This window comes from Chryseobacterium sp. II3a, from assembly GCF_057815135.1.
In genome coordinates this window covers 231679-244220 of the sequence record NZ_JBYPZJ010000006.1, presented here as the reverse complement: position 1 = coordinate 244220, position 12542 = coordinate 231679, and the positions used below count along the sequence as shown (strand labels likewise).

Here is a 12542-nt window from a genome sequence, read left to right as displayed (position 1 = left end):
AAGGTTCATGAAAACTTTTTCATAACGGCAGGGGCAGTAGCTCAGATGGATAGAGCAACAAAAAACTACTTTCCGCTTTAGGCAAAGAAAGTTCCTATGAATCACCAGTTTGTAGGTCACAGGTTCGAGTCCTGTCTGCTCCTCAACATAATTTAAGGCAAAGAAAGTTCCTATGAATCACCAGTTTGTAGGTCACAGGTTCGAGTCCTGTCTGCTCCTCAACATAATTTAAGGCAAAGAAAGTTCCTATAAGTTAGAAATACTTTCCGCCTTTTTTACAAATCATAAGGCAAAGGGAGTTCCTATATTTTTTGGATAAATTACTCCCCGCTTTATAAAACTATAGGTAAAAGGAGTTCCTATAACACTTCACTTTTAATGAACCTACTCCTCACTTATTTTTTTAAAATTAAAACAATGAAAACATTACAATTATTCAACGCTGTATTGGCCAAAGAATCAAATGCAAAGCCATTTATTTCTAATGACGGTTTTATTATTGAACCTGATGCAGTTTGGGCAAAAAAAGACATCATCTCCTATTATTCAAAAGAAAAACTGAACGGAAATGATTTGAATAAAACGTTCCATAAATCCTGGGAGAAAATAAAAAACACATCCAGATTTGATTTGTTTCTTGAGCAGATCCAACATTATATTTCAACTTATGGAAGTGATTTCCAGAGCGAGATCTATATTCCTCAAGAAATATTGAATGTTCCTGATACGAAGTTGATCTTTAAAGTCATAAAAGCTTATACCGTAGAAGAAATGCAGGAAAAATGCCTTTCTCTTTTACAATCCGGAATCGCTTTGAAAGAAGAAACGATTGATGATCTGCTGTATATCCTGCATACGGAACTGGAATATGATTTTACAGGAAAAGAAAATATCAGAAATAAGGAAGCCATTATAAAAATAGCCGATCGATACGATGCTTACCCTGAAAATCCTGTTGAATTTTTCCGTTATGTGATCTATAAGACCACCCAAACGACATTATTAATCAAAAATGATGAATTAATTGATTTAATTAAACAAAGTAAATTCAACCCAACGTATCTGTTTGAAAGCTTTGGTATGGAAAAACTGGCAGAAATTTTCAACAGATTTAAACCGTTATTCCTTGCTTATAAAAACAGGGCTCCGAAAGCGATTAATAAGATCTCAAAGTTATCTAAGGTCAATCATAAGCCATTAGTTTCGAACCCATTGAACAATGCTACCCATACATTGCTGGAAAACAGTGATTGGCATTGGCTGGAAAATGCGACACCGTTTGCATTATTTAAAGCATTATCAGCGTGTTACTCAAGAATGTATGGTCAGGATACTTTTGTCTACAGAGTTAGAAACGGAAAATCATGGGTTAAAAAAGGGAAGGAAACTTATGTGAATCAATTCAACTATGAGTTTATTTTAGACTTTCTGAAACTGAAGTATGAACATATTTCCGGAAAGAAGTTCTATTTCCCTGAAAATATAGAGTTTGCCCTTCCAACTTCTGAAAAAATGTTTGTTGGAAATATTCCTACCGGAACCCGATTTTATGGAGATAGACTAGCTGTTGGTATTTATTGGGAAGATCAATGGGGAGCCCGAGACCTTGACCTTTCAGGATTGAATATTGCAGGAAAAATAGGTTGGAATGCCGCTTATAATCATGCTGACGGACAATTGATGTATTCCGGAGATATGACTTCTGCGCCTAACGGTGCTGTTGAATATCTTTATGCCAATAAAGGCTTGAGTACACCAACACTTGTGATGAACAATGTTTTCAGTGGAGATGCCAACTGTGGATATAAAATCGTTATCGGTAAAGGAGATGATATTTCGTACAACTATATGATGAACCCTAACCAACTCTTTGCAGAAACCAGATGTAACTCTGTGCAGAAGCAAATGATTCTGGGAATGCTGCTGCCAAAAAACGAAAAGCAATGTTTCGTACTATTGAATTTCGGAGCGGGTCATGCTCATGTCTCAGGAAATACGGAAGTATCTATGATGGCCACCAATGCATTGTACCAGCAATGGTATGAAGCGATGTCCTTCAATGAGCTTATTAAAGAACTTGGTGCAGAGATTACAACAGAAAAAGCGGAAGCTGATTTTGATTTCTCTCTGGAAAGCCTGGAAAAAGATAGCTTTATAAAAGTTTTTAAATAAAAATGCGCTGTTCAAAAATTTTGAATGGCGCTTTTGATTTTAGCAGATGATTTTATCTCTCAAAGACTGAACAGATTTTCTTAAACATAAACATTTGTGCGATTTGTGTGATCTGTGGGAGCTTTTTATTTCCCACAGAATACACAGATTTTTACTCTCGCTGATTTTGCAGATAACGCAGATTTATTTTTAGATATTTACGTTTATTATCCATTTACTTTTTTGATGGAAAAATAATCCTCTTTAGCTTCAATAATTACTTTCTTTCCATAATCAATCTGAATACTGAACATATTTTCTAAAGGAAACTGCAACACTGCCTGTAGAATTAAACGGATTACTCCGGCATGAGCAATAATCAGAACTTTTTCAACGTCTTTTTTAATAACCAATTCATTCCAAAAGCTGAGGACACGAGATTGCATTTCAAGGAGATTTTCTCCGCCTGATGCTTTTACATGGATAAAATCTTTGTACCAGGGATTAATTTCTTCTTCCGGAATTTCTGTCCATTTCTTTAGCTCCCAGTTTCCGAAATTCATTTCCCGAAGTCTTTCATCCGTTGAATAATTCAACTTAAAATGTTCTGCTAAAAGATAACAACGTTGTGCCGGGCTTGAAATGACTAAATCAAAATCATGATCCAGGTTTAAGCTATTAAAATCTTGTAAATACTCTTTTCGTAAGGGCATCTCAGCAAATCCATAACACAGATTTTCCGGATTATCTACTGCGGTATGACGAATCAGATGAATTTCCATACGATCATGGTTCCCAGGTAAAACAATACTTCGGTGACCTGTTGTACAGCTCCCAGACAGTCTCCGGTATAGCCGCCAATATGTTTTTTAAAATACCAGCCCATACAGATCTTTCCTAAATAAGCTAATCCAAAAGCCAGTATCAAACGCCAGTCAGGAATTAAAACAAAAGAAAGTAAAATACTGATCAACCCAACCAGCAAAGCCATTCCATCCAATGGTTTATTCGCCAAAGGTTTTGATTTGCTTACGTCAATATCCGTCACATACTGATGCGTATAGATCATAGTTCCGGAAATAAAACGGCTTGAAGTGTGTGCCAGGATAATAATACCGAGAGTTTTCATCAGATCAATGGATCCTAGCGCCTGAATACTGAGAAATTTTAAAGCAAACAGTAAAATAATTCCAATGGTTCCATAAGCTCCCACCCTACTGTCTTTCATAATGGTAAGGATCTTCTCTTTTCCATATCCGCCACCGAAACTGTCGCACATATCTGTAAAGCCATCCTCATGAAATGCTCCGGTAAGAAGAACACTGCTGATCATCATCAGGACAATTCCTATTTCCAGGTTAAAAAGTTGAGTAGAAAAGTATAAAACCCCAGCATTAATCAATCCTACCAACAATCCAATCCAGGCAAAATACTTCTGTGATTTATTCATAATCTCACTGGAATATGGGATGGTAAACGGAACAGGAATTCTGGTGAAGAACATCAATGCCGTTGCAAAGTAGATCAGTTCATTCTTTATGGTCTTCATTTATTCTTTATTTGAAACATGAGCATCTTCAAAACTGGACATTTCATTCAGGAAATTTACAGCACTTTGAATAAGCGGATAAGCCAATGCACAGCCTGTTCCTTCTCCCAAACGTAGATTAAGGTTCAGCAAAGCTTTCTGCCCCAATAATTCAAGAAGCTGAAGGTGGGCATTCTCATCACTTACATGGCAGAATATACAGTTATTCAATATATCCGGATTCTTTTTCCATGCGGTAGCAATTGCAACGGTGGCAATAAATCCATCTACCATAATCAACATATTCTGTTGGAAGGCTTCCTCCATGGCGCCGATCATCTGGGCAATTTCCAGCCCGCCAAAAGTCATGGCAATTTCATCAGGAGTTCTGATGTCCGGATATTTCTCTATGACTGCTGATAAAATATTGATTTTGTTTTGAAGCTGATCATCATTCAGTCCTGTTCCACGTCCTATACAGCTTACAACAGGAAGATCAAACAATTGGCTCATCATCAGAGAAGAAGCGGAAGTATTTCCAATTCCCATTTCGCCAAATCCAATGATGTTACAGCCTGTTTCAACAATTTCTGTCACTACCGAGTTTCCATTCTGCAAAGCCTTTTGATATTCTTCAGAAGTCATCGCTGGTTCCTCCAGAATATTACGGCTGGATTTTCTGACTTTATGATTGATTAAATCTAACCCTTCCGGGAAATCAAAATTCACCCCTGCGTCTACAATTTTAATATTGATTCCGTGCTGCCTGCAGAATACATTGATGGCCGCTCCACCACCTAAGAAATTCATCACCATCTGATAAGTTACTTCCTGTGGGTAAGCACTTACTCCAGCCGTTGCAATCCCGTGATCAGCAGCAAAAACCACCAGATGAGGATTTGAAAGCTGTGGAGAAGTGGTATTTTGGACCATTCCTATTTTGTGGGCAAGATGCTCCAGGTGTCCTAATGCGCCTAAAGGTTTGGTTTTAAAATCAATTTTATGCTGTAGTTCGGTTGTCAACATGGTTGTAAAAATAGTTATGTTAAATAGAGAAAGTGCAATATTAGTGAAATAAGGAGTATTTTGGGTAATGTTTGTGCTATGGATGGAGAGAAAATAGATAATAGATAATAGACGAAGAGATGAGAGACAAAAATCCCGAATTTTAGATATTGAGCCTATTCGATGACCTTAAACTTAGCACTCCAGAACTCTCAAACTCTAAAACCCACCACTCTCAAACTCAAAAAAACTACGTAATAACATTGCGCATTACTCTCTTTACTTTGCAGTATAAAATTGAAAAAATGACACCAAAAATACTAGAAAAAATAAAAGAAGTGGAGGCAGCACGAGGTGTGGAAGTCCTTCTTGCCGTTGAATCCGGAAGCCGAGCCTGGGGCTTTGCCTCACCGGATAGTGATTATGATATACGCTTTATATACCGCCATGAAAAAGACTGGTATCTTTCACCATGGGATAAGGATGAAACGATAGAATTTATGACCGAAGATGATCTGGATGGCTCCGGATGGGATCTCCGAAAGACTTTTCATCTTTTGCTGAAATCGAATGCCGCTTTACTGAGCTGGTTCTACTCGCCTATCGTTTACACGGAAAATGCAAAGTTTGTAGAGCTTTTCAAACCATTAGCGGATGCCTGCTTTTCGCCAATAGCCGTTTCTTATCATTATTTAAGCATGAGCAAAAAATACCTGGAAGCCTGCAGAGCTGATGAAGTGAAATTAAAAAGCTATTTTTATTGTCTGCGAACTGCCTTAACCGGAAAATGGATCATAGAAAAAGGAACGGTTCCACCGGTGTTGTTCAGTGAGCTGCTTGTTTTAGTGGATGATAAAACCAGAACAAAAATAGAAAATCTCGTAGCCCTAAAAGCAACCAAAGGAGAAGCTTATTATCACCCGAATGATTGGGGATTGTTTGAGTTTTTGGAGAAAACTATAGCTTATAATGAGGAGAAATCAAAGGATTTGAAAGGTGGAAATGTTCATAAGAAGGAGATGGAGAAGGTTTTTAGGGAGATATTAGAGAAATGTTAAGGATTACGGGAAACCGTAGTCTTTTTTTGTGGATATAAATTAAATTAGCCTAGCAAAAATTGAATATATCATTAATATTATTTAATTTACAATAAAAAAAACAAATGACCATCTTCCAAGAAACTCAAATTACAATTTCAAAAAATATATTCGTTCACTTTCTAAATATTGAAAATTATATTCCTGATTTATTAAAACTTATAGATAGTGAAATTGGTTTTATTAGAAATGGCCCATTAAATGACGAAGACTTAAAAGATGTAAAAAAAAGAATAAAAATCTGGATTGACAGAAAAGGGTCAGATGAAAGAGCAAAAAATGGGTTCATTGCTGAATTTATTTGTCATTTATACTTAAGATATATAAAATTCGAACAATACTCTTTATTTAAAAACCTTGAAGAAAATGGACCTAAAAAAGGATTTGATGGTCTATATCTCTACAATAATGAAGTATGGATAGTTGAAAGTAAGTCTACTGCTAATGAAAAGAAAACACATAATAGTAAAATCAATGAAGCATATAATGATATTAGGAGTAAATTAGAATCTAGTGAAGAAAATGGCACTAATGATCCATGGGAAAATGCCAAACATCATATACAAATAGTAAATCCTAATAAATCATTATCTGAAAACGTAAAAAAATTAAGTTCAGATTTTATTAACAATAAGAAACACAAAATAAAAGAGTTTAATATAATTCCATGTTCTACAATCTATTTAAAAGATAAATGGCAAGCAATAGATGTTAAAAATCTAAAAATTAAATTTAAAGAAAATATAAAAAAAATAGATGCAAAAAAAGTAAACATTCTGTGTGTTAATAAAAAAAGTATTGATGATTTTATAAAATATATTAATAACTAGATATGGAAAAAGACGTACAACAATTACGTAATTTAAAAAAGAATAAAAATTTCCAGCATATTTTTCGAAAATTATGTCTTAATGAAGCATTACATTTTGAAGAAAAAGAATATATTTTAAAATGTTCTTTATTATTTTTTAAGCTATATGATTCCGATAAAAGATATTCTTCCTTTTTTAAAATTGGTTATTACATAATTTTAAAGTATTGTCTATCATATAATAATTATCAACCTTTATATGATGTTTCAATTCAATTAGGCTTCTACCCAATAATTGAAGCAATATTAATCAAACATCGCTCTGATGTTAAAGCCAAAAACATAATATTAGATATATTTACTTATACACTATTTAAAAAAGATTACGAAATAAAAAAAGGATACATAGAAAGTTTTGAACAAAATAATTCAAGAAAAAAAATAATAAATTATGATAACAATGAAATTGCTTATGTTGCTCCTACCTCATATGGAAAAAGTTCCCTCATTAAAGAATATATAAAAATTAATAAGCCTAAAAAAATAGCAGTAATTGTTCCTACAAAATCGTTACTATTACAAACTTATTTAGATTTAAAGGAACTATCAAATGACTATAAATTAGTATTACATGATGAAATGTATAATAATGAAAATAATTTTATTGGTATTTTAACACAAGAAAGAGCAACTAGAATATTAAATAAAAAAACTAAAAATTATTTTGATCTTTTATTTATTGATGAAGCTCATAATATTTTAAAAAGAGATTCTAGAAGTTTTATATTAGGCCGATTAATACAATTAAATTATAAGAGAAACAATAGCCAAAAAATAGTCTATTTATCTCCATTAATTGACAATTCAAAAAATTTAAAATTAAAAAGAACAGCAATAGGAGAAATATCAATTAAAAAAGTTATGCATGATTTTAAAAGCTTTGAGTTGTATTATTTTAATAATAAACAAAGCTTTTTTTATGATAGATTTTCCTCGGATAGATTTTTAATTAAAAGTCAGATAGAATATTTTGACTATATCAAAATAAATTGTCTAAACAAAAACTTTTTCTATCAAAATAAGCCTGCTATTATTGAACTATTTACTGAAGAACTATACAATAACTTGAGTTTTTTAGAAGATAACGTGGAAATTAAAAAAATACTATCAGTACTCAAAAAAGAAGTTCATAAAGATTTTAAACTTATAAGATTTATACAAAAAGGAATAGTTTACCTGCATGGCATGATTCCTAATATCATTAAAGAATATATTGAAAGTAAATATAGAGAGATTAATGATATTAAATACTTAGTAGCTAATAAAGTAGTTCTGGAAGGAATAAATATGCCTATTGAAACAATATTTATAACCAATAATAGAGTTGGTAGAAAAAATATTACTTATAATGATTTAATAAACTTAATTGGTAGAGCTAACAGACTTAATTTTATATTTAAAAATAATAATATTGATAAGCTTATTTCAAAAATACATTTTTTAGAACATGATACTTTTCAAGGTAAAAACTCAATGAATAGTACACTAGAACTTTTAAATAAAGAAAAAGTTAAAGATATTATTCATAATCCTTTATCAGAAAATTATGATATAGAAAAAATAGAATTTTCGGGTCAAGATAAAGAAGAAAAGAAAAAAAAGCAAGAAGAGGAAGATAAAAAGCTAAATAATTTTTCTGATTTTATTTTAGAAGAACCAAAAAATGAATTTGAAAGAATAAAGAGGTATTGTATAGAAAACTCTATAAGTAGTTATTATAAAGATATTAATTTAGCCGTCGAAACTATTTTAACAAATATAAAAAATTATAAATTTGAAGAAGAACATAAAATTGTAGATATTCTCAATGAAATCTTTATTAAAAATCATAACATTAATATTGATGATTTCGAAATAATACGTTTAGATCAAGAAAAAGCAAGAAACTATTATAATAATTATATTTATGTCACACAACATTTACACTTAAACCAAAGAATTATTTCGACGAAAGAATATTTTGAAAAAAAATCTAAATCCAATGATCCTTACCTGTATATAGGAGGAAGCTATGGTGAATTAACAGCGGAAGAAGCAGGGAAAAGTTCACTGCATAATAATGAAAAAAAATATCAACAAAAAGTATATATTAACTTACATAATGAAAAAGTTGATTTTATTAATATAGCAATTGTTAAATTAAAAATGGAGGAAGATTTTGTGGGATATAAATTAACACAATTAATTTCATTTCTTAATGATTTCAAAATTATACCAAATGATTATTATTTAAAAATAGTTTATGGAACAACAAATGAAGAGATAATTAACTTGGTTCGTTTTGGATTAAGTACTAGTTCAATATCAGAATTAAAAAGAGATAATCAATTATCAAATCTAGTATTAGATAAAAATGGTAATTTAAGTACAAAAAATCAAAATGATTTTAAAACTTATTTAACTTCAAAACCGGAATTATTTCAGTTTGAAATACAAAAATATTTGAATTAATCCCATGACCATCCAAGACCTAAAAAACAAAAACCTCCTCCTCTTCGAAGCCATCTCCGGAAGCCGTGTTTTTGGGCTGGCAACAGAAACTTCGGATACGGATATCCGTGGAGTGTATTATCTGCCAAAGGACAATTTCTTCGGACTGAATTACATTCCGCAGATTTCTAACGAGACAAATGATATTACCTATTATGAAATTGGAAGGTTTGTGGAGCTTTTGCAAAAGAATAATCCTAATATTCTGGAGGTTTTGGCAAGTCCTGAAGATTGTATTCTGTATAAACATCCGTTGATGGATCTTCTGAAACCAGAAGACTTTCTGTCTAAATTATGCAAAGACACCTTCGCCGGATATGCTGTTTCCCAGATTAAAAAGGCAAAAGGTCTTAACAAAAAGATTCTGAATCCTGTTGACAAGGAAAGAAAATCTGTTCTTGATTTCTGCTTTATTCTGGATGGACAAGGTTCTGTTCCCTTGAAAAAATGGTTGTTAGACAATAGGAAAGTTCAGGAAAAATGTGGATTAACAGCTATTGATCATACCAAAGGAATGTTTGCCCTATTTTATGATGACTCTCCAACATTGGGGTATAAAGGAATCATCCAATATGAAGAAGCCAACCAGGTTTCGGTATCTTCCGTTCCCAAGGATGAAAAGCCGGATGCTTACCTGTTCTGTAACCTTGATGCCTACTCCATTTACTGTAAAGATTACAGGGAATACTGGAAGTGGGTGGAAGAACGCAATGAAGACCGATACAATGTCAATCAAACGCATGGACAGAACTACGACAGCAAAAATATGATGCATACCATCCGTTTGCTGCAATCGTGTGAACAGATTTTCAAAAGAAATTCTCTTCAGATCCGTGTAGAGAACCGGGATGAATTGCTGGATATTAAAACAGGAAACTGGTCTTATGAAGCTGTCATGGAAAAAGCAGAAAACCTTATTAAATCCATTGAGCATCATTATTCCATCTCAACTCTTCCTGAATCGTCTGATCTGGATAAAACGACCAAAATCCTGGTTCAGATAAGAGAACAATTATATGGAAAGTCATGAGTAATGAGCAATAAATAATGAGTAATGATGAGTGGGAAACTACAACTGTGGTCACCCACTCTCATACTCTCTCACCCTCAAACTTACTTCTTCTTCGAAGCTTTTGCAATTTTGTTGTACTCCAGACAAAGTTTCATCCAATACTCAAAATCTTCAGGTTTCTGAAAACCGATAGGTTCCACATAGCAGTATTCCTTAAGTTGCTTCCCTCTCATAATCATAGGAAGAAAGCCTGTTTTCTCGGTAACTTCGTCTTCTTTTTCAGAGTTATAGCGGCACATCAGGTTGTCGTGGCTGATATTGATACACATTTTATCATTCACCAGAAATGCCAGCCCGCCAAACATTTTCTTTTCCTCTACTTTAATATCATTCACTTGAGCTAACCACTCTCTCACCCGGTCAGCCAATTCAGTATTATAAGCCATAATGATAAGATTTTACTATTAAAGATAAGAATTTCTAAGCTGATTCTCAGATTTCTATCTACATGTTAAAATAAAATTTTATTTAAATTAATTATTGTTTTACGATAATTAATTATACATTTGCAATACTAATTAATGATCGTGATATGAATCAGACTAAAATTATTTCCCGTATTTTATTTTATATCTGCTCTGTATTGGCAGCCGGATACCTTATCATCGTACTGTATTCCCTTTTCTGTCTGGCTACAGGTTACTCTGTAGTATCTTATGGAAACAACGGACAATATCTTCACATCAATTATCCGTTCACTGAACAGCCATTTTTGAATATAGAAGATAACTATCCTTATATTATTTTTTCATTTCTGTTGGTTTTATTCCCTTACGGAATCTTTTTCTGGCTTTCAGCAAAAGTTTTCAGGGTATTCTTCCAGCCAAAACTTTTTACCCAGCAGCATATCCTGCAGCTTAAGAGATTTTACCTGTACAATATTTTCATCCCGCTTCCCTTGGTGATTATCGCGAGTTTCTTTGTGGAAGTAGAAAGTATTATCTGGGGCCTGGTGTTTATTCACTTTATGCTTGGAATTTTCTGTCTGTTTCTTGCGAATATCTTTAAGCAAGGGCTACATTTGCAAAACGAACAAGACCTAATTATTTAACATGCCAATTATAGTCAACTTAGACGTCATGCTAGCCAAACGAAAAATGCAGAGTAAGGAATTGGCAGAAAAACTGGGAATTACTCCCGTCAACTTATCGATCCTCAAAACCGGGAAAGCCAAAGGCGTACGCTTTGACACCCTGGAGGCCATCTGCAAAATCCTGGAATGCCAGCCAGGAGATATTCTGGAATACAAAGAGTAAGAATCATAGAGTTCAAGGTTTAAAGTTCTTAGTTTAAGGTTGACATCCTTTCAATCGTTTAGTGTTTGAAAGCAGGAAGTCTTATACTTGGCTCCGTATTCATGTCTCTCATCTATCCGTCTATTATCTATTCGTCTCTTTAAACAACTGTAGTCCCCAACCGGATTACCAACTCTCCTATTACCCAAACTCACTATTATGAATACCTTATCCATCAACAACCTCAATCTTACGTATAAAAATGGTTACCAAGCCATTGATAACATTTCTCTTGAGATCACCAACGGGATGTTTGGACTTTTAGGCCCGAATGGAGCCGGAAAATCGTCCCTGATGAAAACCATTGTAGGATTGCAAAAACCCAGTTCCGGGAACATCTTTTTTAATGATGTTGATATTATTAAAAATCCTGAATTTATCAAACAAAACCTAGGATTTTTGCCCCAGGATTTCGGAGTCTATCCTAAAATTTGTGCCTATGATCTTTTAGAGCATATTGCAATACTGAAAGGGATTACAGATAGGAACAACCGTAAAAAACAGATTCTGGACCTGCTTGAAAAAGTGAATCTTCTGGATTTTCAAAAGAAAGAAGTTCATACTTTTTCTGGTGGAATGAAGCAGCGTTTCGGAGTCGCTCAGGCATTACTGGGAAATCCTAAAATCATTATTGTAGATGAGCCTACAGCCGGCCTGGATCCTGAAGAACGAAACCGTTTCAATATTCTTCTGAACGACATCAGCCAAGATATTATTGTCATTCTTTCCACTCATTTGGTGGAAGATGTGAGAAATCTGTGCTCAGAAATTGCCATTATGAACCATGGAAAAATCCTTAGAAAAGGAGAACCCAAGCGATTAATGGCAGAACTGGAACATAAAATATGGTCCCGCTCTATTGAGAACAATGACCTGAAAAAATATCACTCCCATCATGAGGTCATCAGCAGACAATTGATAGAGAGAAATCACCATATCACCATATTTTCCGAAGACATCCCTGAAGATTTCAAGCCTGTAACTCCTTTATTGGAACACTTCTACTTTTATACTTTAACGCAAAAGCCTTAGT

General features: G+C 33.4%; 12 protein-coding genes and 1 tRNA gene. 9 read left to right on the top strand and 4 right to left on the bottom strand.

The window, feature by feature from the left end; translation table 11 throughout:
• Positions 1 to 30: 30 nt before the first annotated feature.
• Positions 31 to 143: transfer RNA gene (locus tag AC3HD6_RS16035), tRNA-OTHER, on the top strand.
• A 274-nt stretch (positions 144 to 417) separates the two neighbouring features.
• Positions 418 to 2172 (top strand): hypothetical protein, encoded by a 1755-nt coding sequence (locus tag AC3HD6_RS16030; protein ID WP_488897240.1) that lies wholly within the window; start codon positions 418 to 420, stop codon positions 2170 to 2172.
• Positions 2173 to 2378: 206 nt separating this feature from the next.
• Here AC3HD6_RS16030 and cobC read toward each other — a convergent pair whose 3' ends face one another.
• From cobC to cobT, 3 genes are read right to left on the bottom strand one after another with little or no spacing between them, the layout of a single operon-like run.
• On the bottom strand, positions 2379 to 2933 hold the full coding sequence (gene cobC, locus AC3HD6_RS16025; RefSeq protein WP_488897239.1) for an alpha-ribazole phosphatase family protein: 555 nt from the start codon (positions 2931 to 2933) through the stop codon (positions 2379 to 2381).
• Positions 2918 to 3700, bottom strand: coding sequence for an adenosylcobinamide-GDP ribazoletransferase (locus AC3HD6_RS16020; protein ID WP_488897238.1), 783 nt, complete (start codon positions 3698 to 3700; stop codon positions 2918 to 2920). The genes cobC and AC3HD6_RS16020 overlap by 16 nt, the downstream gene beginning before the upstream one ends.
• Complete coding sequence (gene cobT / locus AC3HD6_RS16015) at positions 3701 to 4723, bottom strand: nicotinate-nucleotide--dimethylbenzimidazole phosphoribosyltransferase (protein ID WP_488897305.1); 1023 nt, start codon at positions 4721 to 4723, stop codon at positions 3701 to 3703.
• Between the two features lie 266 nt (positions 4724 to 4989).
• Between cobT and AC3HD6_RS16010 the strand changes: the two genes are divergently transcribed.
• The 4 genes from AC3HD6_RS16010 to AC3HD6_RS15995 all read left to right on the top strand — a co-directional run bounded on the left by AC3HD6_RS16010 (position 4990) and on the right by AC3HD6_RS15995 (position 10172).
• Positions 4990 to 5742, top strand: a complete 753-nt coding sequence (locus tag AC3HD6_RS16010) for a nucleotidyltransferase domain-containing protein (protein WP_488897237.1) — start codon at positions 4990 to 4992, stop codon at positions 5740 to 5742.
• 104 nt (positions 5743 to 5846) lie between these two features.
• Positions 5847 to 6611 (top strand): Hachiman antiphage defense system protein HamA, encoded by a 765-nt coding sequence (locus tag AC3HD6_RS16005; RefSeq protein WP_488897236.1) that lies wholly within the window; start codon positions 5847 to 5849, stop codon positions 6609 to 6611.
• A 2-nt stretch (positions 6612 to 6613) separates the two neighbouring features.
• The gene (locus tag AC3HD6_RS16000) at positions 6614 to 9103 is read left to right on the top strand and encodes a DEAD/DEAH box helicase (RefSeq protein WP_488897235.1); all 2490 of its coding nucleotides are present in this window, start codon (positions 6614 to 6616) and stop codon (positions 9101 to 9103) included.
• Between the two features lie 4 nt (positions 9104 to 9107).
• The gene (locus AC3HD6_RS15995; RefSeq protein ID WP_488897234.1) at positions 9108 to 10172 is read left to right on the top strand and encodes a nucleotidyltransferase domain-containing protein; all 1065 of its coding nucleotides are present in this window, start codon (positions 9108 to 9110) and stop codon (positions 10170 to 10172) included.
• An 83-nt stretch (positions 10173 to 10255) separates the two neighbouring features.
• On the opposite strand, the gene AC3HD6_RS15990 is transcribed toward AC3HD6_RS15995, so the two are convergent.
• Positions 10256 to 10600, bottom strand: a complete 345-nt coding sequence (locus AC3HD6_RS15990) for a TfoX/Sxy family protein (RefSeq protein ID WP_488897233.1) — start codon at positions 10598 to 10600, stop codon at positions 10256 to 10258.
• Positions 10601 to 10746: 146 nt separating this feature from the next.
• On the opposite strand from AC3HD6_RS15990, the gene AC3HD6_RS15985 reads away from it, so the two are divergent.
• From AC3HD6_RS15985 to AC3HD6_RS15975, 3 genes are all read left to right on the top strand, one after another.
• The gene (locus AC3HD6_RS15985; RefSeq protein ID WP_488897232.1) at positions 10747 to 11265 is read left to right on the top strand and encodes a DUF2975 domain-containing protein; all 519 of its coding nucleotides are present in this window, start codon (positions 10747 to 10749) and stop codon (positions 11263 to 11265) included.
• Between the two features lies 1 nt (position 11266).
• A complete protein-coding gene (locus AC3HD6_RS15980) occupies positions 11267 to 11470 on the top strand; it encodes a helix-turn-helix domain-containing protein (protein ID WP_045494476.1) in 204 nt (67 codons plus the stop codon).
• A gap of 198 nt (positions 11471 to 11668) precedes the next feature.
• Positions 11669 to 12541 carry an ABC transporter ATP-binding protein gene (locus tag AC3HD6_RS15975; protein WP_488897231.1) on the top strand — a complete coding sequence of 291 codons (873 nt, stop codon included), beginning with the start codon at positions 11669 to 11671 and terminating at the stop codon, positions 12539 to 12541.
• Position 12542: the final 1 nt, after the last annotated feature.

What these genes read in the sequence shown, in the direction of transcription:
- AC3HD6_RS15985 (WP_488897232.1), top strand. Translation starts at nt 10,747, where the DNA reads ATGAATCAGACTAAAATTATTTCCCGTATTTTATTTTATATCTGCTCT.
- AC3HD6_RS16030 (WP_488897240.1), top strand. Translation starts at nt 418, where the DNA reads ATGAAAACATTACAATTATTCAACGCTGTATTGGCCAAAGAATCAAAT.
- AC3HD6_RS16005 (WP_488897236.1), top strand. Translation starts at nt 5,847, where the DNA reads ATGACCATCTTCCAAGAAACTCAAATTACAATTTCAAAAAATATATTC.
- AC3HD6_RS16000 (WP_488897235.1), top strand. Translation starts at nt 6,614, where the DNA reads ATGGAAAAAGACGTACAACAATTACGTAATTTAAAAAAGAATAAAAAT.
- AC3HD6_RS15995 (WP_488897234.1), top strand. Translation starts at nt 9,108, where the DNA reads ATGACCATCCAAGACCTAAAAAACAAAAACCTCCTCCTCTTCGAAGCC.
- AC3HD6_RS15980 (WP_045494476.1), top strand. Translation starts at nt 11,267, where the DNA reads ATGCCAATTATAGTCAACTTAGACGTCATGCTAGCCAAACGAAAAATG.
- AC3HD6_RS16020 (WP_488897238.1), bottom strand. Translation starts at nt 3,700, where the DNA reads ATGAAGACCATAAAGAATGAACTGATCTACTTTGCAACGGCATTGATG.
- AC3HD6_RS16010 (WP_488897237.1), top strand. Translation starts at nt 4,990, where the DNA reads ATGACACCAAAAATACTAGAAAAAATAAAAGAAGTGGAGGCAGCACGA.
- cobC (WP_488897239.1), bottom strand. Translation starts at nt 2,933, where the DNA reads ATGGAAATTCATCTGATTCGTCATACCGCAGTAGATAATCCGGAAAAT.
- AC3HD6_RS15990 (WP_488897233.1), bottom strand. Translation starts at nt 10,600, where the DNA reads ATGGCTTATAATACTGAATTGGCTGACCGGGTGAGAGAGTGGTTAGCT.
- AC3HD6_RS15975 (WP_488897231.1), top strand. Translation starts at nt 11,669, where the DNA reads ATGAATACCTTATCCATCAACAACCTCAATCTTACGTATAAAAATGGT.